Origin of the sequence: Geobacillus vulcani PSS1, from assembly GCF_000733845.1 — a bacterium.
GTDB lineage: Bacteria > Bacillota > Bacilli > Bacillales > Anoxybacillaceae > Geobacillus > Geobacillus vulcani.
On sequence record NZ_JPOI01000001.1, the window covers coordinates 2,179,312 to 2,205,841 of the forward strand.

General features: G+C 54.2%; 31 protein-coding genes. 25 read left to right on the forward strand and 6 right to left on the reverse strand.

Translation table 11 applies throughout. The features are described from left to right. Positions 1 to 8 precede the first annotated feature (8 nt). The 7 genes from N685_RS0111780 to N685_RS0111820 all read left to right on the forward strand — a co-directional run bounded on the left by N685_RS0111780 (position 9) and on the right by N685_RS0111820 (position 5,164). A complete protein-coding gene (locus tag N685_RS0111780) occupies positions 9 to 587 on the forward strand; it encodes a cob(I)yrinic acid a,c-diamide adenosyltransferase (protein WP_031408592.1) in 579 nt (192 codons plus the stop codon). Then, positions 584 to 1,072, forward strand: coding sequence for an ECF transporter S component (locus tag N685_RS0111785; protein WP_031408594.1), 489 nt, complete (start codon positions 584 to 586; stop codon positions 1,070 to 1,072). Before N685_RS0111780 ends, N685_RS0111785 begins: the two co-directional genes overlap by 4 nt. Further along, positions 1,065 to 1,781: an AIR synthase related protein gene (locus N685_RS0111790; RefSeq protein ID WP_031408596.1), complete on the forward strand. Its 717-nt coding sequence runs from the start codon at positions 1,065 to 1,067 to the stop codon at positions 1,779 to 1,781. The genes N685_RS0111785 and N685_RS0111790 overlap by 8 nt, the downstream gene beginning before the upstream one ends. A 217-nt stretch (positions 1,782 to 1,998) precedes the next feature. Next, positions 1,999 to 2,544 carry an RNA polymerase sigma factor SigX gene (sigX, locus tag N685_RS0111800; protein WP_031408598.1) on the forward strand — a complete coding sequence of 182 codons (546 nt, stop codon included), beginning with the start codon at positions 1,999 to 2,001 and terminating at the stop codon, positions 2,542 to 2,544. After that, positions 2,522 to 3,640, forward strand: coding sequence for a hypothetical protein (locus N685_RS0111805; RefSeq protein ID WP_031408600.1), 1,119 nt, complete (start codon positions 2,522 to 2,524; stop codon positions 3,638 to 3,640). Before sigX ends, N685_RS0111805 begins: the two co-directional genes overlap by 23 nt. Positions 3,641 to 3,936: 296 nt before the next feature. After that, positions 3,937 to 4,749: a histidinol-phosphatase gene (locus tag N685_RS0111815; protein ID WP_031408602.1), complete on the forward strand. Its 813-nt coding sequence runs from the start codon at positions 3,937 to 3,939 to the stop codon at positions 4,747 to 4,749. Between the two features lie 49 nt (positions 4,750 to 4,798). Next, a complete protein-coding gene (locus tag N685_RS0111820; protein WP_031408604.1) occupies positions 4,799 to 5,164 on the forward strand; it encodes a nuclear transport factor 2 family protein in 366 nt (121 codons plus the stop codon). 42 nt (positions 5,165 to 5,206) lie between these two features. On the opposite strand, the gene serA is transcribed toward N685_RS0111820, so the two are convergent. The 3 genes from serA to N685_RS0111835 form a co-directional block, all read right to left on the reverse strand. After that, entirely contained in the window at positions 5,207 to 6,781 is a 1,575-nt protein-coding gene (gene serA / locus N685_RS0111825) for a phosphoglycerate dehydrogenase (protein ID WP_031408606.1), read from the reverse strand. Positions 6,782 to 7,002: 221 nt separating this feature from the next. Further along, the gene (locus tag N685_RS0111830) at positions 7,003 to 7,506 is read right to left on the reverse strand and encodes an inorganic diphosphatase (RefSeq protein WP_011231730.1); all 504 of its coding nucleotides are present in this window, start codon (positions 7,504 to 7,506) and stop codon (positions 7,003 to 7,005) included. A gap of 176 nt (positions 7,507 to 7,682) precedes the next feature. Further along, positions 7,683 to 7,931, reverse strand: coding sequence for a ferredoxin (locus N685_RS0111835; protein WP_011231729.1), 249 nt, complete (start codon positions 7,929 to 7,931; stop codon positions 7,683 to 7,685). A 303-nt stretch (positions 7,932 to 8,234) separates the two neighbouring features. Between N685_RS0111835 and N685_RS0111840 the strand changes: the two genes are divergently transcribed. From N685_RS0111840 to N685_RS0111860, 5 genes are all read left to right on the forward strand, one after another. Further along, a complete protein-coding gene (locus tag N685_RS0111840) occupies positions 8,235 to 9,281 on the forward strand; it encodes a helix-turn-helix domain-containing protein (RefSeq protein WP_031408608.1) in 1,047 nt (348 codons plus the stop codon). Next, on the forward strand, positions 9,269 to 10,792 hold the full coding sequence (locus N685_RS0111845; protein ID WP_031408610.1) for a RecQ family ATP-dependent DNA helicase: 1,524 nt from the start codon (positions 9,269 to 9,271) through the stop codon (positions 10,790 to 10,792). Before N685_RS0111840 ends, N685_RS0111845 begins: the two co-directional genes overlap by 13 nt. Further along, positions 10,776 to 11,345, forward strand: a complete 570-nt coding sequence (locus N685_RS0111850; protein WP_031408612.1) for a CPBP family intramembrane glutamic endopeptidase — start codon at positions 10,776 to 10,778, stop codon at positions 11,343 to 11,345. The genes N685_RS0111845 and N685_RS0111850 overlap by 17 nt, the downstream gene beginning before the upstream one ends. A 4-nt stretch (positions 11,346 to 11,349) precedes the next feature. Then, positions 11,350 to 11,892, forward strand: a complete 543-nt coding sequence (locus N685_RS0111855; protein WP_031408614.1) for a LysM peptidoglycan-binding domain-containing protein — start codon at positions 11,350 to 11,352, stop codon at positions 11,890 to 11,892. A 109-nt stretch (positions 11,893 to 12,001) separates the two neighbouring features. Then, a complete protein-coding gene (locus N685_RS0111860) occupies positions 12,002 to 12,448 on the forward strand; it encodes a YpbF family protein (protein WP_031408616.1) in 447 nt (148 codons plus the stop codon). A gap of 27 nt (positions 12,449 to 12,475) precedes the next feature. Here the strand turns inward: N685_RS0111860 and N685_RS0111865 are convergent, their stop codons facing one another. From N685_RS0111865 to N685_RS0111875, 3 genes are read right to left on the reverse strand one after another with little or no spacing between them, the layout of a single operon-like run. Beyond that, positions 12,476 to 13,045, reverse strand: coding sequence for a manganese catalase family protein (locus N685_RS0111865; RefSeq protein WP_031408618.1), 570 nt, complete (start codon positions 13,043 to 13,045; stop codon positions 12,476 to 12,478). A gap of 33 nt (positions 13,046 to 13,078) precedes the next feature. Beyond that, positions 13,079 to 13,339: a spore coat protein CotJB gene (locus N685_RS0111870; protein ID WP_031408620.1), complete on the reverse strand. Its 261-nt coding sequence runs from the start codon at positions 13,337 to 13,339 to the stop codon at positions 13,079 to 13,081. Next, a complete protein-coding gene (locus tag N685_RS0111875) occupies positions 13,336 to 13,566 on the reverse strand; it encodes a spore coat associated protein CotJA (protein ID WP_031408622.1) in 231 nt (76 codons plus the stop codon). Before N685_RS0111875 ends, N685_RS0111870 begins: the two co-directional genes overlap by 4 nt. A gap of 651 nt (positions 13,567 to 14,217) precedes the next feature. Between N685_RS0111875 and N685_RS0111880 the strand changes: the two genes are divergently transcribed. The 13 genes from N685_RS0111880 to rpsA all read left to right on the forward strand — a co-directional run bounded on the left by N685_RS0111880 (position 14,218) and on the right by rpsA (position 26,371). Continuing rightward, positions 14,218 to 15,021, forward strand: coding sequence for a metallophosphoesterase (locus tag N685_RS0111880; RefSeq protein WP_031408625.1), 804 nt, complete (start codon positions 14,218 to 14,220; stop codon positions 15,019 to 15,021). Positions 15,022 to 15,108: 87 nt separating this feature from the next. Continuing rightward, complete coding sequence (locus tag N685_RS0111885) at positions 15,109 to 15,699, forward strand: genetic competence negative regulator (RefSeq protein WP_031408627.1); 591 nt, start codon at positions 15,109 to 15,111, stop codon at positions 15,697 to 15,699. A gap of 160 nt (positions 15,700 to 15,859) precedes the next feature. Continuing rightward, on the forward strand, positions 15,860 to 17,131 hold the full coding sequence (locus N685_RS0111890; protein WP_025948501.1) for a Glu/Leu/Phe/Val family dehydrogenase: 1,272 nt from the start codon (positions 15,860 to 15,862) through the stop codon (positions 17,129 to 17,131). A gap of 89 nt (positions 17,132 to 17,220) precedes the next feature. Next, entirely contained in the window at positions 17,221 to 18,213 is a 993-nt protein-coding gene (locus N685_RS0111895) for a YpdA family putative bacillithiol disulfide reductase (protein WP_031408630.1), read from the forward strand. A gap of 320 nt (positions 18,214 to 18,533) precedes the next feature. Further along, positions 18,534 to 19,505, forward strand: a complete 972-nt coding sequence (locus N685_RS0111900) for an asparaginase (RefSeq protein ID WP_031408632.1) — start codon at positions 18,534 to 18,536, stop codon at positions 19,503 to 19,505. A 178-nt stretch (positions 19,506 to 19,683) separates the two neighbouring features. Continuing rightward, complete coding sequence (gene prsW / locus N685_RS0111905) at positions 19,684 to 20,361, forward strand: glutamic-type intramembrane protease PrsW (RefSeq protein WP_031408634.1); 678 nt, start codon at positions 19,684 to 19,686, stop codon at positions 20,359 to 20,361. 91 nt (positions 20,362 to 20,452) lie between these two features. Beyond that, positions 20,453 to 21,253 (forward strand): spore cortex-lytic enzyme, encoded by an 801-nt coding sequence (sleB, locus tag N685_RS0111910; protein WP_031408636.1) that lies wholly within the window; start codon positions 20,453 to 20,455, stop codon positions 21,251 to 21,253. A 15-nt stretch (positions 21,254 to 21,268) separates the two neighbouring features. Continuing rightward, positions 21,269 to 22,612 (forward strand): germination protein YpeB, encoded by a 1,344-nt coding sequence (gene ypeB / locus N685_RS0111915; protein WP_031408638.1) that lies wholly within the window; start codon positions 21,269 to 21,271, stop codon positions 22,610 to 22,612. Positions 22,613 to 22,764: 152 nt separating this feature from the next. Then, on the forward strand, positions 22,765 to 23,433 hold the full coding sequence (locus tag N685_RS0111920; RefSeq protein ID WP_031408640.1) for a flagellar brake protein: 669 nt from the start codon (positions 22,765 to 22,767) through the stop codon (positions 23,431 to 23,433). 52 nt (positions 23,434 to 23,485) lie between these two features. Next, positions 23,486 to 23,665 carry a YpfB family protein gene (locus N685_RS0111925; RefSeq protein ID WP_031408641.1) on the forward strand — a complete coding sequence of 60 codons (180 nt, stop codon included), beginning with the start codon at positions 23,486 to 23,488 and terminating at the stop codon, positions 23,663 to 23,665. A gap of 98 nt (positions 23,666 to 23,763) precedes the next feature. After that, entirely contained in the window at positions 23,764 to 24,438 is a 675-nt protein-coding gene (cmk, locus tag N685_RS0111930; RefSeq protein ID WP_031408644.1) for a (d)CMP kinase, read from the forward strand. Continuing rightward, positions 24,435 to 25,028 carry a lysophospholipid acyltransferase family protein gene (locus N685_RS0111935; protein ID WP_031408646.1) on the forward strand — a complete coding sequence of 198 codons (594 nt, stop codon included), beginning with the start codon at positions 24,435 to 24,437 and terminating at the stop codon, positions 25,026 to 25,028. The genes cmk and N685_RS0111935 overlap by 4 nt, the downstream gene beginning before the upstream one ends. A 179-nt stretch (positions 25,029 to 25,207) precedes the next feature. After that, complete coding sequence (rpsA, locus tag N685_RS0111940) at positions 25,208 to 26,371, forward strand: 30S ribosomal protein S1 (RefSeq protein ID WP_031408647.1); 1,164 nt, start codon at positions 25,208 to 25,210, stop codon at positions 26,369 to 26,371. The last annotated feature ends 159 nt before the right edge of the window (positions 26,372 to 26,530 follow it).

Sequence of the window (26,530 nt, forward strand, 5' to 3'; positions counted from 1 at the left end):
GAGGACAAATGAAATTGTATACGCGAACGGGAGACAAAGGAAAGACGAGTTTAATTGGTGGACGCGTTGACAAAGACCATTTGCGCGTCGAGGCGTACGGGACGATCGATGAGGCGAATTCGTTCATCGGCTGGGCGCTTGCACTGCTTGCTGACGATGAGCGATTTCGCGACCTTTGCGCCGAGTTGCAGAAAATTCAGCATGAACTGTTTGACTGCGGCGGCGACTTAGCCATCGTCAACGGCAAGATTCCGTATAAAGTGACCGAGGAGATGGTCACATTTTTAGAAGAGCGCATTGATGCGCACGTGCAAGAGGCCCCGCCGCTGCAAAAATTCATTTTGCCGGGCGGATCGAAGGGGGCTGCGGCGCTTCATATGGCGCGCACGGTGGCAAGGCGGGCGGAGCGCTGCATCGTTTCTTTGCAAAAAGCCGAGCCGATCAACGACGTTGTTCTAAAATATATGAACCGCCTGTCCGACTATTTGTTCGCCGCTGCCCGGGTCGTGAACGCCCGCTTAGGGGTGAAGGACATCGAGTATGAGCGGAGCGCCATCGTGTTTCGCGACAAGGAGGAGAAGCAATGAGCCGCCGCTTGGCTTGGACAGCCGTTTGTTTAGCGCTTTCGGCGATTGGATCGTTCATCAAGCTGCCGACGTTTGTCGGCAGCATCGCTTTGGACAGCGCACCAGCGCTTGTCGCCGCCGTGGTTCTTGGCCCGCGCGCCGGAGCGGCGGTCGCTGGACTGGGGCATTTGGTTTCGGCGTTGATCGGCGGTTTTCCGCTCGGCTTGGTTCATTGGTTTGTTGCTCTTGAGATGGCGGGGCTTGGCGCCCTGTTCGCCGTGTTGCATCGGCGGGGATGGAAAATCGGCAGCGCTGTCGTCTTTTTCATCGGCAATGCGTTTTTGGCGCCGCTGCCACTTGCCGTTTCGTTCGGCTGGCCGTTTGTTTTTGCCGTCATTCCGCCGCTTTCGGCAGCCGCAGCGGTCAACGTGTTGATCGCAGCAGCCATCATGCCGATTGTCGTCCGGTTGGCGGCGAAAGCGGGGGTGAAGGCGCCGCATGCGTGATGTGCTTTTCCTTCCGTTTGCCGACGGCATGGAACTCGCCGTTGCGGCCGACGGTTCGGCGGCGATCGGGGACAAGCCGGGCGATGTGGTGTCCGTCCCGGTGGATGTTGTCGCGTATTTTTCCGCCCGCGTCGCCTTGATGGAGCTGTTGAGCGTCGGGGCGGAAGCGAGGGCGGCCGTGCTGCAAAATTTCATTGCCGACGACCGCTGGGAAGCCCTTTGCCGCGGCGTTGAGCGAGCATGCCGAGAGCTGGCTCTTTCCCTCCCGATCACCGGGAGTACGGAATCCAACTTTCCAACCGTTCAGTCGGCGCTTGGCGTGACGGCGCTCGGGACGGTGGCCAACGAACGGAAGCGGATCGGCATTACGCCGGAGACGGCGAAGTTTGCCGTCATCGGCCGACCGCTCGTCGGGGCTGCTGTGTTGGCCCGGCCCGAATGGGTGCTGCCGCTTTCCCTTTTCGCCGAGCTGATTGTTTCGCCCCATGTGTATGAGCTCGTGCCGGTCGGATCGAAAGGCGTTTTTTACGAATGGACAGAGCTTTTGGCTGCCAATCGCCTCCGCTTTCGCAGTTGTTCGTGTCCGCTGTCGCTTTTTTCATCCGGGGGACCGGCAACCGCTGTGCTGATCAGCTATGACCCAGCCGGCGAATGGAAGCTGAAACAGCAGGCCGGACCGCTCTTTTTTCCGCTGTTTGCCGAGCGGTAGCCATGTGCCCATTTCCGTTCAAAAAGTGGTTTTCTTTTTCATCGTCACCCGTTATCATGAAGATAATGGGATTTTTTTTGGCTGGGCTGTCGATCCAAACAAGGCGGGAGGGAAGGCAATGCCGCCGCTTTCGCGAAAAAAGAGCAGCAGGGGCAGCCCGATGATCAAAAGCAGATGAATGGCCGCGGTCCATAGGGAAGATAGGGGGAGAGAAACGATGGACCCCGTCTTTGAGCAGTTGTATGAAAAATATCACGATGACTTGTTTAATTTTTTGTTTTACATGGTGCGGAATCGAGAGCAGGCCGAGGATTTAGTCCAAGAAGTATACGTAAAAGTGCTTCGCTCATATAAGCGGTTTCAAGGGCAATGCAGCGAAAAAACGTGGCTGCTGTCCATTGCGCGCCATGTGGCCATCGATTTTTTCCGCAAGCAAAAGCGACGGCGCCAATGGGCCAATGCGCCGGAGTGGAGTGAGGAGCACATCGGCGTCGACGAGCCGATGCCCGAGGAAATTGCGATTCAAAAAGAGGAAATTCAGCTCATGTATCGCTGCTTAGCGCGTTGCACCGTTGATCAACAGCTTGTGCTCATTCTCCGGTTCATTCAGTCGCTGTCCATTGCCGAGACAGCAGCGGCGCTTGGCTGGACGGAAAGCAAGGTGAAAACAACGCAGCACCGCGCGCTAAGAGCGCTGAAACACTATATGGAAGAAGAGGCGGAACGAGGGGGGTGGCGGCGTGAAAAAGCTCAATGGGAATGAGCGATGCATCGAGCATGACCTTGAACAGCTGCCCATCATCAAAGACCGGCGCACAAAGGAGGAAGTGTATGCCCAGCTGGCGCGCGCCCAGCGGCTGGAGCGCTGGAAACGGCGCTGGCTTCCAGCGGCCGCATCGGCGGCCGTGCTTGCAGCGTCGGTTTATGCTGGCACGCATTTCGCCGTTCCAAAACGCGCGGACAACAATGAGGCTTTGTCATTCTCTGTTCAGACGCTGCAGGCCGATCAAGTTTCTTCCCATTCGAAAACGATGATCGCCGCCGAAACAGCTTTGCCGGCTGCGATCGAATCAGGAAATGTGATGATTGTCGCTCTGCCTGATGGCCGCATCGGCCGCGTCGTGCCGGTGGCCGTGCCTCTTCTGGGGCGTCTTGCTCCGGCAGAGCGGCTGCCCGCGGCGCTGCGACAGCTTGACCGCGCTCCATTTAAGCAAGCGGCGGCATGGTTTGAAGGCGTGAAGATGACCCCAGCGGCCGGCGATGGGAGCGTATGGTTCGTGCGCGTCCCGGATGGCCATCGTGTATTTGCTGCCGGCCATAAGGAGCAACGTCTTTTTTTGGAAGCGGTCATGGAAACAGTGCGGCAAATGGGCGGGCGGAGCATTCGCTTTTTCACAAGAGAGGAAGAAGGACTTGATTTACCGGTGTTTGGGCGTCTAAGAACGACAAAAATCAGCCAGCAGAAGCGCATATACTATCAAAACCGCTTTTCCTCCTTCGGCCATGCGGTGCTCATTCCAACGCCAAGCAACGCCCGTTCGTTCTCCGAGGCGTTGCAACAGATGAAAAAATCGGCCCCCTCAGGGCTTGAATCCGTCATTCCGCGCGGAGTGGAAGTGGGGTCAGTTGATGTTGACGGGCGTCATGCGGCTGTTCGTCTTCATGTTTCCACCCTGCCGAGTGCGGATGAAGCGGCGTGCATGGCAGAGGCGGTGCTGTTGACAGCAAAAGAGTTTGGCTTGCTTGACGTGACCTTCGAGGCATCCGGCTTATCGTTTCTCGGACCGTATCCACTCGGGGAGCGGATCAACGTGCCCAGCGGCCCGAACGCCGCTCTGCTGATGGCATCCAGCCCATAGTCGCCTGTTCGTGCCTTGGCTGTCTTTTGTTTTGTTACAGTTTTGTAAATGTCTCTGTCACGCTGTTCTATCGGTGATGGTTTTGACATAAGACATAGATGGCGCAAAGAAGAGGAGGGATGGAGCATGGAAGATATGGTAACGCGGCTTTTGGCGGTCGCCGGCGTAGCGGCATGCGTCGGGCTGTTGTTTCTCGTCGGGGCCAACGGATGATTGGATGAATATTCGCAAAACGGTTGTCCTTTCTTGCGGCAATGCGTTATAATGAGAAAAACAGCAGGAGAGGAGAAACGCCGATGTTGACCGATTACCACAACCATTTGGAACGCGGGACGCTGACGCTTGATTATTTGCGCCAGTTCACTGACGAAGCGGCGAAAAAAGGCATTCAGCATTTCGGCATTTCCGAACATGCGTACCATTTCTATCAAACGAAAAACATTTTGTCCAACCCATGGGTCGAAGCGCGCCGGTGCTACGATATGGCTGATTACGTCCGGCTGTTCCACGAAGCGTGGGATGCAGGCATCGATGTGAAAATGTCGATTGAAATGGACTATACGCCGGGCAAACATGAGGAGATGGCTGCTTTCATCCGTTCGTACGAGTTTGACTATGTCATCGGTTCGATCCATTGGGTCGACGATTTCGGCATCGATTTAGTCGAGTACCGCCACGAGTGGGAGCGGCGCGATTTGTATGATACATATCGCAAATATTTCGATCAGGTCGTTACGCTTGCCGAGTCAAATTTGTTTGATATTATCGGCCACCTCGATTTAGTGAAAATTTTTCAATATGTTCCAGAAGATGAGGAATTTTTGCTTGAACAATATGACCGAGCGACAACCGCGCTGGCCAATTCGAAAACGTGCGTGGAAATCAGCACCGCGGGGTTGCGCAAGCCGGTTGGCGAACTGTATCCGGATCCGCGCTTGTTGAAAATGTGCTATGACAAAGGCATTCCAATCGTGTTATCGTCCGATGCGCACGTGCCTGAACATGTCGGCGCCGATTTTGACAAAGCGGTTGAACTCGCCCGCAGCATCGGCTATACCGAGCTCATGACGTTCTCGAAAGGCGAGCGGAAGGCGGTGCCGCTCGGTTAGCTGCACTTGGCGCTTAAGAAAATAGTGTGCTTGAGAGGAGAGCGGACCGATGGAAGGGGCGAAAGCAATGGATTTGCAGAAGCACTTATATGCCCTCGAACGGCGGCTGTTAGAGCCGGGTGTGCGCACATCGCCAGCGGAGCTCGACGCGCTGTTGGCGGACGATTTTTTTGAGTTTGGCAGCTCCGGAAACGTCTGGTACAAACACGATAGTGTCGAAGGCGGCGGACTTTCGGTACGGCGCATGACGATTTCCGATTTTGCGATACATCCTTTAGCAGATGGGGTGGTGTTGGCGACATATCGCCTCCACGATGAAACGAGGGGTCAGCTCACGCTGCGCAGCTCGATTTGGAAGCACATCGACGGAAGGTGGCAGCTGTTTTTCCATCAAGGCACGATCACGAACCAGTAAAAAGGAGAACGGGATGCCCCGTTCTCCTTTTCTATGACTTTGTTATACTTCGATTTTTTTCGCCGCTTCAATGTCTTCGATGTTAACGAGCAATTCGAGCAGTTCGTCATCAAGTGGCTTGTCGAGCGACAGCATCATGATCGCCTTGCCGCCCACCTGTTGCCGCCCGACTTGCATGGTGGCGATGTTGACATCGTGCGCCCCCAACACGTTCCCGACTTTGCCGATCATTCCCGGCCGGTCTTGGTGCTGAATGTACAACAGATGTCCTTCTGGGGCAAAGTCGATGGCGACGCCGTCAAAGTGGACGATGCGGTCGCCATAGTTCGGCACGTGCGTTCCTTTGATGGTGAACGTTTTGTTTTCACCGTGGACGGTGAGGGAAATGCAGTTCGCATAGCCGTGCGTTTCATCGGAAAATTTTTCGCCGTATGTGATGCCGCGTTCTTTGGCGATCATGGCGGCGTTCACCTCGTTGACTGTTGAGGCGACGCGCGGCCGCAGGAAGCCGGCAAGCAGGCTGCGGGTGATGTACGTCGTCTCGAGATCGGCGACCGTGCCGGCGTAGGTGACCGACAGCTCTTGCACCGGGATGTTCATAAACTGCGAGGCGATCAAGCCGAGCTTCCGGCCTAAATGATAGAATGCTTGAATTTTTTCATAGACGTCTTTCGACAACGCCGGCAAGTTGATCGACGAGGTGACCGGCCGTCCTTCAAAAAAGTGGAGCAGCTCTTCGGCGACTTGGGTGGCGACGTTCAGCTGCGCTTCGACGGTTGACGCCCCTAAATGCGGCGTGACGATCACATTGTCAAACGAAAGCAACGGATGATCGCCCGGCGGCTCTTGTTCAAAGACGTCGAGGGCGACGCCGGCGACATGGCCGTTTTCCAAAAACGGAATGAGCGCTTGTTCGTCGATGATGCCGCCGCGGGCGCAGTTGATCAAATAGACGCCCCTTTTCGTTTTCGCCAAGTTTTCCGCGCCAAGCAATCCGCGCGTTTCTTTCGTGAGCGGTGTATGAACGGTGATGATGTCAGCCACGGCCAGCACTTCGTCAAGCGAGTGAATCGAAACGCCGAGTTTTTCGGCCCGATCTTTTGTTAAAAACGGGTCGTACACGTGCACGCTCATGCCAAAGGCGCGCGCCCGTTTGGCGACTTCCGAACCGATGCGGCCGAAGCCGATGATGCCCAATTTCTTGCCAAACAGCTCATTGCCGACAAACGCGGAGCGGTTCCACTCTCGGGATTTGACGGAAATGTGCGCCTGCGGGATGCGGCGGACAAGCGCGGCCATCATGGCAAAGGTATGCTCGGCGGCCGAAATCGTATTGCCGTTTGGCGCATTGATGACGACGATGCCGCGTTTCGTCGCTGCATCGACATCAATGTTGTCGACGCCCACTCCGGCACGGCCGATAATTTTTAAGTTCGGCATCTTTTCCAATAGTTCTTCGGTCACTTTGGTGGCGCTGCGCACGAGCAAAGCGTCAAATGTGTGCAATTCCTCTTCCGCTTCGCTCACTTTCTTTTGCACGATGTCAATGTGCGCCGATGCGCGGAGCGGCGCCAGCCCCTCTTCGCTGATGGCGTCAGAAACGAGTACGCGAAACACAGTAGGTGCCCCTTTCTGTTTCAAGGATGTTAAATTTCTGATAATTTAACACGGGAAAGCGGTTTCTGTCAATGGGGGAAAAAGAAGTCATACAAATGAAAACGTTTTTTTGATCAAAAATGTTCGGGTTTGGAAAAAGAAAAGCGCCCATATCAAACGATATGGGCAAAATTGTTCGGAAATAGAAAAACGGCGTCTGGCGAAATGAGGTGTTGAACGGATTACTTGTTTTTCTGCTCGTTGTAGCGGGCGATGCATTCATCGATCAATTTGGCTGCCGCTTCCGGGCCTTCCCATGTGCCGATTTCCGTCCGCTTGCCTTGCAGGTCTTTGTAGCGTTCAAAGAAGTGGGCGATCTCTTTCAGTTTGTGCTGCGGAAGGTCTTCAATCGATCTCACTTCGTCAAAGCGCGGATCTTCGACCGGAACGCCGATCAATTTTGCATCTTCTTCACCGCTGTCGACCATGTTCAAATAGCCGATGACGCGCGTGTCGATGACGCAGCCCGGGAACGTCGGGTTCGTTGTGATGACCAAAATGTCGAGCGGGTCGCCATCCAGCGCCAATGTATTTTGCAAATAGCCATATTCGGCCGGATAAAACATCGGTGAATACAAGACGCGATCGAGCTTGAAAATGCCCCGCTCTTTGTCGAATTCGTATTTGTTTTGGCTTCCGGTTGGAATTTCGATAAACGCTTCGACAATTTTATTTTCGAATGCCATAACCCGTTCCTCCTTTGTTGGTTATGTATACATGAAAACTTGTCCACCCTAGCAGGCGAGGCGGACAAGCCAATCTTATTGTAGCACGTTCGCCCAAGATGCGCCACTTATGATAGGCCATTTTTTCACGCTGGCATCAAAAAACCCCTCTTGCCGCCAAGGCAAGAGGGGGAATGTCAGTCGAATTTATTCGGATCGCCGTCAAACGGCTCGTCAGCGACTTTAATCGACTCGGTCGGACAGCCTTCGAAGGCGTCCATCATATCGTCAATCAAAATCTCCGGCACTTCGACGATGCCTTGGTTGTCATCGAGGGTGACGTAGGCAATGCCGTCCTCGTCGTAGTCGTAAATGTCCGGAGCGGCGGCGCCGCAAGCTCCGCAGGCGATGCAAGTCTCTTTATCCACAATCGTATACTTTGGCATAAAAATCGAACCTCCTCAAGTTTATTGGAAACGGACGGGCCATCTCCGTGTTGCCTGCTCGGAAATGAACTTTCACTTTTATAATAAGACCGTACGGCCGGCTTTTCAATAAAAAAATCGCTCTCCTGTATTTTTACACATATGCATCTTCTTTAACACATTCACCGAGAAGTCTCCCACCTCGAAATGGAATGTAGGTGGGAGAGGTTCATTTTTGTTATCATGTGGTGGAAATGTCAACGACGCGATTTTTTGCCGATTGGCCCGCTTTTTTTGCTACAATAAAGGCAGGGAGGAAGGGCCATGCAGCACAGTTATGCGTCGTTTTTGCTTGCCTGGTGTCTTCGCCAGTTTCGCGGCGAACGGACGCTGGCGGCGGCGTATCATTTATTTTCGGGAAAAAAATCGGCGCAGACGCTCCAAGACAGCAAATGGTTTCAGCTTGAGCCACTGTTTGGCACATGGAAGAATGTGACGATGGCAGCGCTCGAGGAGGCGGCAATGGCGCTTGTCGAACAGCGATTCGCTTTATCCGAGGAACAGCGGACATACACGTTGACCGTGGCAGGGGAAGAATGGCTTGCCGAGCAAGCGACGCTTTTCCCCCGCCATCTGAACGGCTGGCGCTATCATGAGGTGGAACCGCTGTTTTGGCAGCGTCTTTCCTTGATCGGGCAGACATTGTCAAACCTCGTCTATGGGCGGCGTTTTGCACCGATTTGCCGCGACGAGCGGACGCTTCAATGGGTGAAGCAATACTTGCTTGCCAAAGGATCGCGCCAGATGTTGACCGAGGCGCTGTATCAGGAGCTCATCCGGCTGCTTGAGGCGGTTTCGGAAGAGGCGGCGGCGATCTTTACGCTGCGTTTGACGAGCGCGGTCCGCATCGGTTGGACGATGGAGCAAATCGCGGCCCATTTGAAAAAAGACGCGCTCTACGTGCAGTTTCAATTCCGCAACGTGCTCCATTACATCATGGCGGAAGCTGAGGCTGGACGCGCTTCGATGATGGCCGAATTGATGAGCGGGCTGGCGCCGGCGGTGCTGACACAATCGGCGCAAAAAACGTACGAATGGCTGCGGAAAGGAAAAACGATGGAAGATATTGCCGCGCTTCGCCGCTTGAAGCGAAGCACGATTGAGGATCACCTTGTCGAAATCGCTGCCAATGTGCCCGGTTTTTCGATCGCCCCGTTTGTCGATGATGAAAAGGCGGCGGCCATTCGAGCGGCGGCGCAGGCGCTCAGGACGCGGAAATTGAAAGAGATTCGCGAGGCGCTTGATGGCAAGGTAAGCTATTTTGAAATTCGGCTCGTGTTGGCAAAGGAAGTGGGACGTTGGACGAGTTGACGAAAACGCTGCATATGCAGTTCGGACATGCTTCATTCCGTCCGGGGCAGCGGGAAGTGGCGGAAGATGTGCTTGCTGGGCGTGACGTGCTGGCGATGCTGCCGACCGGAAGCGGCAAGTCGCTCTGCTATCAGCTGCCAGCGTATTTGCTTCAAGGCAGTGTGCTGATCGTTTCACCGCTTGTGTCGCTCATGGAGGACCAAGTCGAGCAGCTGCGCCGGCGCGGGGAAAAGCGAGTGATTGCTTTTCACAGCCTGCTTGATGCTGAAGAAAAATGGCAGGCGCTGGCCTCGCTTGAAACGTTTCGTTTTATTTATGCGTCGCCGGAGATGCTGCAGTCGGCCAAATTTTTAACGGCGCTTCGGCGCGTATGCATTTCGCTTTTTGTCGTTGATGAGGCGCACTGCATTTCTCAGTGGGGATATGACTTTCGCCCGGACTTTTTAAAGCTTGGGGAGATCCGGCGCGCACTCGGGACTCCGCCGTGTTTGGCGTTGACGGCGACGGCGCCGCCCGAGGTGCAGGAGGATATTATTCGCACGCTTGGGATGGATGGCGCCCGCCGCCATATTCATTCCGTCGACCGTCCGAACATCGCCTTGTGCGTGAAGCATTGTTCATCAACGGAGGACAAAGCGGTGCGTTTGACCGATTATGCCAAGCGTCTCGAAGGCCCGGGAATCATTTATTTTTCGAGCCGTCAATGGGCGGAACAGATGGCGCGCCAGCTCGAACAGTGCGGCGCGGGGCGAGTCGCCTATTACCATGCCGGCATGGACGGGGAGCAGCGGTTGCTCGTACAGCAACAGTTTTTATATGACCAGCTGGACATCGTTTGTTGCACAAGCGCATTCGGCATGGGCGTGAACAAAGAAAACGTCCGGTTTGTGTTTCATTTTCATATGCCGGCCCAGCTCGAGGCGTACGTGCAGGAAATCGGGCGTGCGGGGCGTGACGGAGCGCCAAGCCTTGCTGTGTTATTTTATGCGGACGGCGACCGGGCCATTGCCCAGGCGGTGGCGGAGGCGGAGCTGCTAAGTCCGCGCGGGCTGCGTGAGTGGTGTCGGCGGCTGCCGGAAGGAGCAGGATGGGAAGCGGCGATGGCGGCGCTCGAGGATGCCGGATTCACCGACATACAAAAGCGGTTGTTGGCGTATTTTTTAGAACAGGGACAACGAGCGATGCCTGGTTGGCTGACAGCGGAGGCGAAAGAGCGGCTGTACGGCAAGATGGCAGCCGCCATCGAGGTGCGGCGGCGCTGGAAGCGGAAAAAACTGCAGGAAATGGATGCATGGGTGCACTTGTCTTCGTGCCGGCGTCAGGCGCTTGTCCGCGCGTTTGGACAGGAGTTGACGGGTCGGCGGGATGTCTGCTGCGATCGCTGCGGGCTATCGCTTGACGGCTATGAACGAGCCGTCCGCCGTCCGGAGGCGGCGCCGGTTCGCCATTGGCGCGAGGAGTTATGGGACATGCTTTTTGGCGAGGGACGGACGAATGAAGCGGCAAAGTGAACAAATCCAGCAGATGACGGAGCGCGAGGTGCTTTTTCACCTTTATGTCACGCAAGGGTTGCTGCTTCTTGCCGCCGGCGGCTGTTCGCTCTTTTTGTTCGATGGGGCGGAGTGGCGCCGGCTTTGGCGGTTTGATCTCACCGATGTGCTGTTATACGGAGCGGGCGGGGCGGCGCTCGTGCTGGGAGTCGATTTTTTGGCCATGCGCTATTTGCCGGATGATTGGCATGACGACGGCGGGGTGAACGAAAAAATATTCCGCGGCCGCTCGATTCCGCATCTCTTTTTTTTATGCGCGCTCATCGCTGCGACGGAAGAATGGCTGTTTCGCGGCGTTGTGCAGACACATTGGGGGGTTTGGGCGGCAAGCGTCGTGTTTGCCTTGTTGCATGTTCGATATTTGGAAAAATGGTTTTTGTTTCTCATGGTGATGCTTGTCAGTTTGTTTCTCGGCATGTTGTATGAGCAAACCGGAAGCTTATGGGTGACCATCACCGCGCACTTTTTGATCGATTTCGTGCTTGCGTTGCATATTCGGTCGGGAGAGGAGTGAAGCCATGGGAAGGGCAGAGGAGCGCCGGACGCGGCGGAGCCTGAGGTTGGACGAGAGCACACCGTCATCGCGTATTAAACGGCGGCGAAAAAAAGAAGAGCAAAAGCGAAAATACGTTCCGTCTCGTCTGCTTCTGTTCTTGTTTTTGATCTTGCCGGCGGCTGTGTTGACGATCCATCATGTCCAATCGAAGTCGGGCTCTGTGACGGTCGTCCGTCATGAAGAAAGAGGGGGAGAGACGGTGCGCATTATTCGAGACGACGAAGTCAAGGGGATAGAACAGGCGGCCAAACCGAAGCAAAAGAGCGCCGCCGATCGGGGAAACGTCAGCGGTTGGGAAAAGACTGACCAATGGGGAAAGACTGATGATGAACAAGGAAAAATCATCACCCATGTCGTCGCCGCTAATGAAACGCTCTACAGCATCGCCATGAAATATTACGGCACGCCTGATGCGATTGATCTCATTAAAAAGGAAAACGGCCTATCGACCGGCCGCCTTCAGCCGGGGCAAACACTGCGCATCCCGCTTCGCGGCGAACAGTAAGCGGGACGCCTTTTTGATCCAATATTATCCGTTGCCCTCAGCTTTTTGTTCTAACGCCACCGTCTGCGGCATATGATGGACAATAGAAATGGGACAAGGGGGAGAGGAGATGGTCCATTTCCCGGATGAGTTTCCCATCGATGAAGTGGCGAAAGAAATGCTGGTTGCGGTTATTGAAAAAAAGAAAAAATGGGAGCGGTTTGAAAAGCGGGTGCTGCTCTTGCAGGCGGCCGCGTTTTCCGGTTTGGCCATTTTCCTTCTTTATCTTTTGGCCAAAGCGGCGGCTTTTGAAACATGGGGCGAGCGGATCGCCTGGTTTTTCGCCGCGCCGGCCCATGTGTTCATTCTGCTTCTTCTAGGCACCGTTTATTGGGCGGCTGTCTATTACAAGGGAAAAAGCGAAAAGGCGGAAGACGACTTTCACGCTCTTCGCTGTGAAATCATTCAAAAAAGCATCGATTTATGGAAAGATGAGGAACAATGGAGTCGGCGTCATCGGCTTTTTGAATGGATGAAACGGGAATACGATATCAATCTTTATTATGAACAAAGCTGAGCGGGAGACCGTGGCCGGCTCATTCGACTAGAACACTTTTTTATGGCTGCGTTCCTCTTTTAAAATTTCGACCGCTTCCCGGAATCGTTGGGCATGGATGATTTCCCGCTCGCGCAAAAAGCGGAGTCCGTCGTTTAAATCCGGGTCATCGCTCATGTTGATGATCCATTGGTACGTGGCGCGCGCTTTTTCTTCGGCGGCGATGTCTTCATACAAGTCGGTGATCGGGTCGCCTTTCGCCTGAATGTATGTCGCCGTAAACGGATTGCCGGCGGCGTTATGGTAAAAGAGGGCGCGTTCATGGTCGACGTAATGCGGCTCCAGCCCAGCTTCTTTCAGCTGTTCCGGCGTTGCGTCTTTCGTCAGTTTATACACCATCGTCGCGATCATTTCGAGATGGGCGAGCTCTTCGGTGCCGATGTCGTTCAGTAATCCGATCACTTTTGACGGGAGTGTATAACGCTGGTTTAAGTAACGAAGCGCAGCGGCCAGTTCTCCGTCTGCCCCGCCGTACTGTTCAATTAAATATTTCGCCAGCCGCGGGTTGCACGTGCTGACGCGGACTGGGTACTGCAGCTTTTTCTCATAAATCCACATGATCTGTTCCTCCTTGCATTCGTAATGGGCCGGCTACACTTGCCAAGGCCACGGCGCGTCGTCCCAGTTCCATGGGTAATTGGAATAGCTATGGCCAAACTGCTCAAGCGGACCATAGGCAGCTTCAAACTGTTTTTTCAGCTGCTTTCGCTTTTGCGCGAGTTGGTTAAATTGTTGAATTGCCTGGTAGTCGTTTGGATGGGTGTCCAGATAGAGCGTCAGTTCAACGAGGGCAAAGTCGACCGCTTGCAGCTCCTCAAGCTGCTCGTAATACTCTTTCGGCATTTGTTTCATGAGCCATCACCTTTTGCCTTTGTTTCGTAAGGGCTGTAATATGGATCGTAAAACACTTGCCAAAGCGTTCCTTTCATTAGCGCTTCGCGAAGCGGAAATTGCGGTAAGTTCGGCGGTTGGAAGCCGACGTATAAATTCGGCGCCGTGACGTACGTTTTGACGCGGATCGGCGGGCACGGGTCAAACGGGCTGATGTACGGCTCATATTGTTTGCGCGTTGTAAACATACAACCCCTCCTTTTTGGCAAAGTTCAGTCTATATGTATGATGGGGCGATGCCGTTCATGCCTGTTTGTCATGGTGAATCGTTAAGATGAAAAGGCAGCGAAACGTTTTATGAAAACTCCACACAGACCGTCCCATTGAGTATCGCAGGGATGCTCAAGGCTGGATTCGCCCTTGACCAATACCCGCCAAAGGTGAGGAAGAGTCGTCAAGGGCGATGGGGACAAAAAAGAAAATGGGGGGAAAACATGGGCCGCCTATGGGTGACCGCCATGGCCGCCATTTTATGCACACATTTGTTTTTTCGCTGGCTGCCGCCGCTTAAGCCGTTTTCCCCAACCTTGTTTTGGACGCAGCTGTTGTTTTCACCGCTTCGAACATGGCTTGCTTTTGCCTGTTTTTTGCTCGGCGTCGCTGCCAATGGGATGCTTCTTTGCATCGCTGTAACCGGGGCGATGCATTTGTTGTCCGGCCGAAAGGTTCGCCTCGGCGAATGGATGCTCAGTTTGGCGGCGCTCGGCCATTTTTATTGGGCGTTTCGATTCCATTGGCGATTGGCGGCATTTTTTTTTCGTTTTTTCCTTCTTTTATGGTATGATGATGTTAAGAGGACGCCGGCTGCCCGAAGACGGCCGGCTTTAGCAGGAGGAAGTATGGTCATCGGGGGAGTGATCACGGGTATTCTGCTTTTGCTTGTCTATATGTGGAAAGAAGCGCACAGCAGCCGGATCCGTCATGTGACGCTGCCGTTCCCTTCTTTTTCTGGACATTGGCCGCCGCTGACGATTTTTTTTATTTCCGATATTCATCGGCGGATCATTTCGGCACGCATGCTGGAAAAAGTGAAAGGAAAGGCCGATCTCGTCGTCATTGGCGGGGATTTGGCCGAAAGAGGGGTGCCCGAAGCGCGCGTCCGCGAAAATGTGCGCCGGTTGCAAGCGGTCGCTCCCGTGTATTTTGTCTGGGGAAACAATGATGACGAAGTCGGTTACGATCTTCGCTCATTGCTTTTGGAAGAGGGCGTGCATGTGCTCAAAAACGAGGCGAAAGTATGGGAGCATGGCGGCGTGCCGATCGCGCTCATCGGCGTCGGCGACGTGAGTCGGAAGGAGGCGGATATCGATCGGGCGCTTGCAGGCGTGCCGCCACAATCATTGCGGATTTTAGCCTGCCACAATCCGGCGATCATCGTCCGCTTAAGAGACGAACAGCGCATTTCGCTCGTGTTGAGCGGCCATACCCACGGTGGGCAGATCCGGTTGTTTTCGCTTGGATTGTATGAAAAAGGAGGGCTCAAATGGCACGGCAGCACCGCGCTGTTGACGAGCAATGGCTACGGGACGACCGGGGTGCCGCTTCGCCTCGGAGCCCCGGCAGAGACTCATCTCATCACGATTGTGCCCGGAAAGCCGGCAGCCGAGAAAAAATGCTTGTCTAAAACGGGGAAAACGATGTAAACTCATTAATAACAACAAACGAACCAATTGCCGCTTGCGACATACAATAACGGTAAGAGATGGCTCTGTAGGTAAGGAGGGGTGCCGATGCGTCTTGAGCGCTTGACCCACAACAAAATCAAAATTTTCCTGACGTTTGACGATTTGCTGGACCGCGGGTTGACGAAAGACGATTTATGGAAAGACACGTTTAAAGTCCATCAGCTGTTCCGCGATATGATCGAGGAAGCAAGCGAAGAGCTCGGTTTTGAAGTGAACGGATCGATCGCGGTCGAAGTGTACTCTTTACCGGCGCAGGGCATGGTCGTTATCGTTACGAACGAAGGCGACTACGACGACATGGAAGAAGAATTCGCCGACGATTATATCGAAATGCAAGTAACGCTCGATGAGAGCGATGACATATTTTACGAATTCCAAACGTTTGAAGATGTCATCCAGCTCGCTCATCGCCTGCATGCGGTCGGTTGCCTCGACGGCACGCTCTATTCCTATCATGGCCGCTTTTACTTGCATGTTCCCGAAGAACCCCCGATTCCGCTCGACAACTTTGTCGCCTTGCTGGCCGAGTTTGGCAACCCGGCTACGATAACGATACATCGTGTGCAAGAATATGGGAAGCGGCTGATTGAACGCCGCGCGATCGAACAGCTCGTTCGTTATTTCCGCGCCAATTAAAGGTATAGAAAGGCTCCTTGAAATGGACAAGGAGTCTATTTTTTTGCGCCGACTGTTTGACGCCGCTTCGCCATTTTTCCTTTGCATCCGGCCACAGAAGGTGTATACTATGACATGAAAGGCGACAAATTATTATAGCGAGCTTATAGGAGGTTTACGTATGGCAGCCGACAAGCATACGGAAGAGAAAGAACAACAATACGACGTGTTGGCGTCGACACAAATTGTTATACATAGAGCGTTGGAAAAGCTCGGTTACCCGGAAGAAGTGTATGAGCTGTTGAAAGAGCCGATCCGCGTGTTGACGGTCCGCATTCCGGTGCGCATGGACGACGGGTCGGTGAAAATTTTTACCGGCTACCGCGCGCAGCATAACGATGCGGTCGGCCCGACGAAAGGTGGCGTGCGTTTCCATCCTGATGTGACGGAACGCGAAGTGAAAGCGCTGTCGATTTGGATGAGCTTAAAGTGCGGCATCGTCGACTTGCCGTATGGCGGCGGCAAAGGCGGCATCGTCTGCGACCCGCGCACGATGTCGTTCCGCGAGCTCGAGCGGCTAAGCCGCGGCTATGTGCGCGCCATCAGCCAAATCGTCGGACCGACGAAAGACATTCCGGCGCCGGATGTGTTTACCAACTCGCAAATTATGGCGTGGATGATGGATGAGTACAGCCGCATCCGCGAGTTCGATTCGCCCGGTTTCATCACCGGGAAGCCGCTTGTCCTCGGCGGTTCGCACGGCCGGGAAACGGCGACGGCCAAAGGAGTGACCATTTGCATCCGCGAGGCGGCGAAAAAACGCGGTTTGTCGCTCAAAGGGGCGCGCGTCGTCGTGCAGGGGTTCGGCAACGCTGGCAGCTATTTGGCGAAATTTATGCATGACGCCGGGGCGAAAGTCGTCGGCATTTCCGATGTGTACGGCGCGCTGTACGATCCGAACGGGCTCGATATCGACTATTTGCTGGAACGGCGCGACAGCTTTGGCACGGTGACGAAGCTGTTTAAAAATACGATCTCGAATAAAGAGCTGCTTGAGCTTGATTGCGACATTTTGGTGCCGGCGGCCATCGAAAACCAAATTACGGCGGAAAATGCTCCACGCATCAAGGCGAGCATCGTTGTCGAGGCGGCGAACGGACCGACGACGCTCGAGGCGACGGAAATTTTGACGCAACGTGGCATTTTGCTCGTTCCGGACGTGTTGGCAAGCGCTGGCGGCGTCACCGTGTCGTACTTTGAATGGGTGCAAAACAACCAAGGTTACTATTGGACGGAAGAAGAAGTGGAACAGCGGCTTGAAAAAGTGATGGTCAAGGCGTTCAACAACGTGTATGAAATGGCGCAGACGCGCCGCGTCGACATGCGCCTTGCCGCCTACATGGTCGGCGTTCGCAAAATGGCGGAAGCGTGCCGGTTCCGCGGCTGGGTGTGAGCGCAGCAAGCGCCGATGTTTGCAAGCTTTCGCGAAATCCCCTATCATAAGATAGGGGATTTTTTGCTTCGTGCGAGGTGGCAAGAATGGTGAAAGAGGAGAAAATTATTATTGTCGGCGGCGGGCCGTGCGGGCTGGCGGCGGCGATTGCTTTGCAAGACGCTGGATTTTCGCCGCTGGTGATCGAGAAAGGAAACATCGTCCATTCGATTTACCGTTTTCCGACGCATCAGACGTTTTTCAGCACGAGCGACCGGCTGGAGATCGGCGGCGTGCCGTTTATCACGGAGAATCGGAAGCCGACGCGAAATCAAGCGCTTGCTTATTATCGGGAAGTCGTCGTTCGCAAGCAAGTGCGCGTCCATGCGTTTGAAGAAGTGAAAGCCGTCAAGCCGCAGAAAGACGGAACGTTTTTCATTGAAACGACAAAAGGGACGTACCGCGCGCAATATGTCGTCATCGCCACCGGCTATTACGACCATCCGAACTATATGAACGTGCCAGGGGAAGAACTGCCGAAAGTGATGCATTACTTTAAAGAAGCGCATCCGTACTTCAACACCGACTGCGTCGTCATCGGCGGGAAAAATTCGAGCGTCGACGCGGCGATGGAGCTCGTAAAAGCCGGGGCGCGCGTCACGGTGCTGTACCGTGGAAACGAGTATTCGAAAAGCATTAAGCCGTGGATTTTGCCGGAGTTTGACTCCCTTGTAAAGAAAGGAGTCATCCGCATGGAGTTTCGCGCTCATGTGAAAGAAATTACCGAAGAGGCGGTCGTGTATGAAGTGGACGGGGAAACGAAAACAATCAAAAACGACTTTGTGTTTGCCATGACCGGCTATCATCCAGATCATCGCTTCTTGATGAACATCGGGGTGCAGATCGATCCGGAAAGCGGCCGGCCGCATTACGATCCGGAGACGATGGAAACAAATGTGCCGGGGGTGTTTATCGCCGGAGTGATCGCCGCCGGCAACGATGCGAACGAGATTTTTATCGAAAACGGCCGTTTTCATGGGGGTCGCATCGCTACCTGCATCGCCAAGCGTGAGCGGGAGGCGTCACCCAAGCAGCTGCAGTAGTGCTTCATTGGCCAATACCTTAATGATGTCAGGCGCGTTGATGAATCAATAAAAACCAATTAAGAGGGCTCTGTTCCCAGCTTTTCTGCCGTAGTCGGCAAGCGGTTCGCTGGCCGACTGGGCAGGGCATATGAAGGCGCCCCCTCTTCGAACAATGAACGTTTTGCGGGCACATTCCATTGGCCCGCCGGCGTTCTTGTTCGAGGGAAGAGGCAGAAAAGCGTGTATCCAGCCATATGATGTGGTGTTTTTTAGTAAAATAAATAGATAATCAACACTTTGTGTAATGATGCTAAAGAGAGAAAGCGAGGGTGGCTTGCGTGACGAAACGGAAAGTGGTGCTTCTGACAACCGGCGGCACGATTGCGAGCAAGCGGAGCGAACGTTCCGGCCGCCTGCGGGCGGGGGCGCTAAGCGGCGAAGAACTCGCGGCGCTGTGCCATTTGCCGAAAGAAATTGAAATCATCGTGGAAAGCGTATTTCAATTGCCAAGCATGCATTTGACGTTTTCGCATTGGCTTGAGCTGAAAAAACGGATTGAGGCGCATTTCACCGATCCAACCGTTGATGGCATCGTCGTCACTCACGGAACAGATGCGCTCGAAGAAACGGCCTATTTTCTTGATTTGACGATCGATGATCCGCGGACGATCGTCGTCACCGGTTCGCAGCGGGCGCCGTCTGATTTGGGCAGCGATGTGTACATCAATATCCGCCATGCGATTTACGCCGCGTGCGCCGAGACGCTGCGCGGGGCGGGGACGGTTGTTGTGTTCAATGAACGCATTTTTGCTGCGAAATACGTGAAAAAAGAACACGCCTCGAATATTCAAGGATTCAACGCTTTCGGCTTCGGCTATTTGGGCATCATTGACAACGATGAGGTGTACGTGTATCAAAAGCCGATCCGACGCGAATATTACAAGCTTGTGCGCCCGCTTCCGCCGGTGGACATTGTGAAATGCTACTTGGAGGCGGACGGCAAGTTCATTAAAGCCGCCCGGGAAAGCGGAGTCGCTGGCATCGTGCTCGAAGGGGTCGGCCGCGGACAAGTGGCGCCCAAAATGGTCGATGAAATCGTCAAAGCCATTGAAGTGGGCATCAAAGTCGTGGTGACGACGAGCGCCGAGGAAGGGGCGGTGTATACAACGTACGATTACCTCGGCAGCGCCTATGATTTGCATAAAAAAGGCGTCATTCTTGGCAGCGACTACGATGCGAAAAAAGCGCGCATCAAGCTTGCTGTCGCCCTCGCTGCTGACGCCGATTTCGATCGTTTGTTTGCTTATTAATCGATTTTTTCTTTTTTGCTCCCTCGTTTCATCGTCTTTGGCGAGGAGGCCCACACTTCAACGACCGAAGGGAGGAAGCGGGGGAGGAATCGTTTTTTTGTATCACTAAAAATGTGATAGACTATACTTAGTGAAAGATTAAGATAGAAGTAAAATGACAAAGAAACGGGGACCGGGGATGTTTTCGTTGATTTCCGCCGGCGTCGCCCCCGGGGTGGCGCTGCTTAGTTATTTTTATTTAAAAGACGAGTATGAGGCTGAGCCGCTTTCGTTTGTGTTGCGCATGTTTTTGTTCGGCGTTTTGCTTGTGTTTCCGATCATGTTCATCCAATACGTGCTGGCGGCAGAAGGGATTGTCGCGTCGCCGGCAGCTGAGGCGTTTCTTTCCGCCGCGCTCCTTGAGGAGTTTGTCAAATGGTTTGTCATTTATTTTTTTGTGTATGACCACGACGAATTTGACGAGCCGTATGACGGCATTGTGTACAGCGCCAGCGTCTCGCTCGGATTCGCGACGCTGGAAAACATTTTGTACTTATTGGCCAACGGAGTGGAGACGGCCATTGCCCGGGCGCTTTTGCCGGTGTCCAGTCATGCGCTCTTTTCCGTCATCATGGGGTTTTATTTCGGCAAGGCGAAGTTTGCTGCAAAAAAGCGCCGCTATTATTTATGGGCGTCGTTTTTGTTGCCGTTTTTCCTTCATGGCGTCTATGACTGGTTGTTGCTCGCCAAAGAGCGATGGGGCTATTACATGGGGGTGTTTATGCTCTCCTTATGGTGGGTGGCGTTGCGCAAAGTAAAACAAGCGAAAGGATACGCCCGCTGCCAGGCGGTGCCGCCTGCGAAAAGCCAAGCGTAAAAGCTTTGGCTTTTTTCTTTTTTTCGCATAAAAAAGGGAAACGGAAGGAAAATAGGGGTAAAAACGGTGAGTGTTGACGGGAGGTTCACATATGGCAAGGAAATGGGTCCTATTCATCGCATTGGCTGTTTGGACATGCATGTACCCATCAGGCCATGCTTCAGCGTTTTCCCCGCAAGTGATTCAGCGCGGAGCGGTGGGCGATGATGTCATTGAGCTGCAGGCGCGGCTGCAATACCTTGGGTTTTACAACGGCAAAATTGACGGTGTGTTTGGCTGGCGCACGTATTGGGCGCTGCGCAATTTCCAATACGAATACGGCTTGCCGGTCGATGGACTAGCCGGATCGGAGACGAAACGGAAGCTTGTGAACGCTTCAAAATATTACGAGCAGTTTGTGAAAGAGCAAATTCGCCAAGGGAACGATTTCACCCATTACGGCGGCATTCCGCTCAGCCAGCAGGTGAAAAAACGCGGCGGTTCAGCGGGTTCAGTGCGGGCGGCGAAAACGACGGCGTCGAACGTGCCGAAAGGGTTTTCGCAAAACGATATTCGGCTGATGGCCAACGCCGTTTACGGGGAAGCGCGCGGGGAGCCGTACATCGGGCAAGTAGCGGTTGCCGCCGTTATTTTAAATCGGCTGAAGCATCCGTCATTCCCGGATACGGTTGCTGGGGTCATTTTTCAGCCCGGTGCATTCACAGCGGTCGCCGATGGGCAAATTTGGCTGACACCGAATGAAACGGCGAAAAAAGCGGTGCTTGATGCGATCAACGGCTGGGATCCGACCGGCGGAGCGATTTACTACTTTAACCCGGCCACGGCGACGAGCGCTTGGATTTGGAGCCGCCCGCAAATCAAGCGGATTGGAAACCATATTTTCTGCAAATAACAGGAGGGAGACGAGATGGTGCGAAACTTACTGATTGCGGCGCTTGTCATCGCTGTCGTCGGCACTGGTTACTGGGGCTACCGCGAGCATCAGGAAAAAAACGCGATCTTAATTCATGCGGAAAACAATTACCAGCGCGCGTTCCACGATTTGGCCTACCAGATCGATTTGCTGCATGACAAGCTTGGAGCGACGCTGGCGATGAATTCGCACGCCTCGTTGTCGCCGGCGCTCGCCGAAGTGTGGAAAATCGCGTCTGAAGCCCATTCCGACGTCGGCCAGCTGCCGCTGTCACTTTTGCCGTTTAACAAGACGCAAGAGTTTTTATCGAAAATCGGCGAGTTCAGCTACCGGACGGCCGTGCGCGATTTGGAAAAAGAGCCGTTGACGGAGGAAGAGTACAAGACGCTCGAGGCGTTGTACAAAAGCGCCGGCGCGATCCGCCAAGAGTTGCGCAACGTGCAGCATTTAGTCTTAGAAAACAATTTGCGCTGGATGGACGTCGAACTGGCGCTGGCGACGAACGACGAGAAAGGCGACAACATCATTATTGACGGCTTGAAAGCGGTGGAGAAAAATGTTGATACATTCTCAAGTTCGTCCGAGTTCGGCCCGTCGTTCATCGGTCTTGCCAATGAGGAAAAAGGCTTTGTCCGCGCGAAAGGACGCCCGATTTCCAAAGCGGAAGCCAAACGGATCGCCCGCGAGTTTCTTGGATTAAAGGGAACAGAGAACATCAAGGTGACGGAAAGCGGCAAAGGGGCGGACGAACGATTTTATAGTTTGACGATTCACGATCCGAAAACAAAAGGCGACATTTATATGGATGTGACGAAAAACGGCGGGTATCCGATTTGGGCGTTAAACAGCCGGCCGGTCGGCAAGCCGAAGATCGGCTTGCATGAAGCGGCCAACCGCGGAATGGCGTTTTTGAAACGGCACAAGTTCACCGGCTTTGAGTTGTACGACAGCACGCAATACGATAATGTCGCTATGCTGACGTTTGTCAAAAACGAAAACGGCGTCCGCATTTACCCGGAAGCGATCCAAATGAAAGTGGCGCTTGACAACGGCCATGTCGTCGGCTTTACAGCGCGCGACTATTTGTCATCATCCATTCCGCGTCCGCTGCCAAAACCGACGCTCACCGTCGAGGCGGCGAAGAAAAGGTTAAACCCACATTTGAAAGTGATGGAAGAGCGTCAGGCGGTCATTATGAGCGATTTGCAAAAACCGGTGCTTTGCTATGAGTTTTTAGGAACGCTGGGCGATGAAACGTATCAACTGTTCATTAACGCCGCAACCGGTCTGGAAGAAAAAGTCGAGAAACTCGAAAGCGTGGAGCCGAATTACGGTTGAAAACAAGGGAGGGAAAGCTGGGACTGTCGGCTTTTCCTCTTTTTTTGGTCAAAGGCAGCCGGGCGGTATGGTATAATCGTCATGGGACATCATGCGGGTCAGCGAAACGATCGTCAGTTCGGTAGCTGACTGAAAAGGGGAAAGGGAACATGATGATCAAAATCGGAGATTCGATCCGGCTTGAGCCGTCGGACGGCTCAGCGCGGCAATACCGCAGCAAAGCGCTCGCCATCGCCGACGGGGCGGTTCATATCAGTTATCCGATCGATGAACAGAGTGGAAAGACGGTTTATTTGTTGAACGGGATGCAGTTTAAAGCGAGTTTTGTCGGGCAAGACGGCGGTTTATACATCTTTGATACCGAAGTGAAGGGGAAAATCCGCGATCCGCTGCCGATGGTCGTCTTGGCTTACCCGGGCGAGGAATACGTCGTGCGCATCCAGCGCCGCCGTTATGTTCGGGTGAAAGCGAATGTCGATGCGGCCGTCCATCCGTCTGACGGCGAGTTCGCCCCATTTACGACGATGACGGTGGATATCAGCGCCGGCGGCGCCGCCCTCCTTGTGCCGCCCTCGCACGCTTCGCTTCTTCGCCCCGGCATGGCGGTCGAGCTCTGGCTCGCGTTGGCGATGCGCTCCGGCGAATACCATTACGTGCAAACGAAGGCGTCGATTGTGCGCATCGTTAATGACGAGCGCGGCATAGCGAAACTGTCGGTGGAGTTCACAGACCTCGCCCCTCAAGACCGCGTCCGGCTCATTCGCTACAGCTTTGAACGGCAGCTTGAGGAGAAAAAATGGGAGAACGAACAGAATAAATGAGTTTGGGGCGTGGAATACTGCTAGACACAACGGGAAGCAGGAGGTTTGCGCCATGAAACGGGTCGAACAGATGTTGTGGAAGCTTGTCGTCATCCAGGCGATTTGTCTGTTGATCGCCCAATGGCTTGTGTTGTACACGCCAGCGGCGTTGTATATCGGCAAGGTGTATGAATACGAAGGTGTAGCCAAGCCGGAAAAAACGAAAACAGTTGAAACGGCCGTCGACCGCTGACGGCGGATATGGTACAATGAACATGGAGACATGCAGGGTTTTCCTGCATTTTTCTTTGTGCACTGATCAAGCCATTTTCAGCAAAACAGGAGGAAATGATGAAACGACGAATCAGCATCGCGATCGATGGACCCGCCGCGGCGGGGAAGAGCACGGTCGCCAAACGGATCGCTCAACGGCTTTCCTACGTATACATCGATACCGGCGCCATGTACCGCGCGCTGACGTATCGGGCGCTTGTATGCGGCGTCGACATCCATGATGAACAGGCGCTCCTGTCGTTGCTTCGCGATACGTCAATTGAGCTGAAGCCGTCGCCGCATGGGCAGATCGTTCTAGTCAATGGCGACGATGTGACCGACATCATCCGCGGCGAGGCGGTGACGAATGCGGTGTCGCTTGTCGCGAAGCATCCGCTTGTACGCGAGGAGATGGTCGCCCGCCAGCGCGCCTTGGCGGAAGGGGGCGGCGTCGTCATGGACGGGCGCGATATCGGGACGCATGTGCTGCCGAATGCAGAAGTAAAAATTTTCCTGAAGGCTTCGGTCGAGGAGCGAGCACGGCGCCGGCATGAGGAAAATCTCGCCCGCGGCTTTCCATCCGATCTCGAAAAACTGAAAGAAGAGATCGCTCGCCGCGACCGGCTCGATTCGGAACGAGAGACAGCCCCGCTCCGCAAGGCGCCGGATGCGGTGGAAATCGATACGACATCGCTGTCAGTTGAGGAAGTGGTGGAGCGGATTATGGAGATTGTCAACGAAAGGATTGGATGACGGTGGACTTTTATTCATTCGCCAAGGGGATCGTCAAGGGAGTGCTCACCCCTTTTTACCGCATTCAAACGATCGGGATTGAACAATTTCCAAAGGAAGGCGGCGTGCTTCTTTGCGCCAACCATATCAGCAACCTAGATCCGCCGGTCATCGGCATCACGGCGCCGCGGCCGATTCGGTTTATGGCGAAAGAAGAGCTGTTTCGTGCTCCGGTCGTAAAAACACTCGTTAGAAGCTTGCATGCCTTTCCGGTCAAGCGCGGCATGAACGACCGCCAGGCGCTGCGCACCGGGCTTGAGGTGCTGAAGCAAGGCGAAGTGCTCGGCATTTTTCCGGAAGGGACGCGCAGCAAAGACGGCCGACTGAAAAAGGCGCTGCCCGGCGTTGGCTTTTTCGCTTTGCGCACCGATGCCGCCGTTGTCCCGTGCGCCATTGTCGGCCCGTACCGTCCGTTTGTGCCGCTTAAGGTTGTGTACGGAGCGCCGATCGATATGGCGCCGCTGCGCGCGCGGAAAGCGAGCCCGGAAGAAGCGGCCGATTACATTATGGATCATATCCGCCGGCTCCTCGAAGAGCATCAGCGAACATGAAAGGAACATGCTGTTCAAGGCATCCCTTCCACCGTCTTAATGAGCATTATAGTACATGTTGATTGAGAAAATATGGTATACTAATTAGAAAAGCGTCCTTATTTTGCCGACAGCCGGCCGCGGCCTCGGCGCGAGGCGCGCTTTTGACAGTTGTCAGTCGATGAAGGAGGGTTTTTGCGATGACAGAAGAGATGAATGTGCAAGTCAATGTGTATGAAGTGGGCGATATCGTCCGCGGCAAAGTGGTGAAGCTTGAGGACAAGCAAGTGCTTGTCGAGGTGGAAAACAGCAAGCAAAGCGGCATCATTCCGATCAGCGAGCTGTCGAACTTGCATATTGAAAAACCGAGCGATGCCGTCGCTGTCGGCGATGAAGTGACGGCCAAAGTCAAGAAAGTGGAAGAAGGAAAAGACGGGGAAGAAGGGTTGCTCATTTTATCGAAAAGAGCGGTGGACGCCGAGCGGGCTTGGGAAGATCTTGAGCGCAAATTTGCAAGCGGCGAAACATTTGAAACGGTCATTAAAGACATCGTCAAAGGCGGTCTTGTCGCCGACGTCGGAGTGCGCGGCTTCATCCCGGCGTCGCTTGTCGAGCCGCATTACGTCGAAGATTTTTCCGATTATAAAGGAAAAACGCTCGCCGTGAAAGTCGTCGAGCTTGATCGTGAGAAAAACCGCGTCATTTTGTCGCATCGGGCGGTCGTTGAGGAAGAACAAGCGCGACAGCAAAAAGAGTTGCTCTCCCGCCTTGAGCCGGGGCAAGTGTTGGATGGCGTCGTCCGCCGCATTGCCGATTTCGGCGTCTTTGTCGATGTCGGCGGGTTTGACGGGCTCGTACATATTTCCCAGCTTTCCCATACGCGCGTCGCTCATCCGTCGGAAGTGGTGAAAGAAGGCGATGCGGTGAAAGTGAAAGTGTTGGCCGTCGATCCGGAGAACGGGCGCCTGTCGCTGTCGATCAAAGAAGCGCTGCCGGGCCCATGGGAAGGCCTCAGCGAAAAAGTGAAACCGGGTGATGTCGTCACCGGGACGGTGAAACGACTCGCTTCGTTCGGCGCGTTTGTGGAAGTCTTCCCAGGCGTCGAAGGGTTGGTGCATGTGTCGCAAATCGCCAACCGCCGCATCGGCTCGCCGCATGAAGTGCTGAAAGAAGGCGATGAAGTAAAGGCGAAAGTGCTCGACGTCAACGAGGCGGATCACCGCCTTTCCCTCAGCATCCGCGCGCTGCTTGAGGAAGAGGCGGCCGCGCCGGCTGAGGACTACAGCCAATATACAAGAACGTCGGAAGCGCGTGGTTTCCAGCTCGGTGAAGTGATCGGCGAGCAGCTGAAAAAATTAAAATAATGCAGAGCCGCAAAATCAACTAGCTGGCAAAACAAAGCGAAAGCTCCCTTTTGCCCGATGGTTTCCTCCATCGGGTCGGAGGGAGCTTTTTTGCTTGATTCATTGCAATGAAGAAACAGTAGGCAGAAAACTCATATTTTACCGTTAAAACGGAAACCT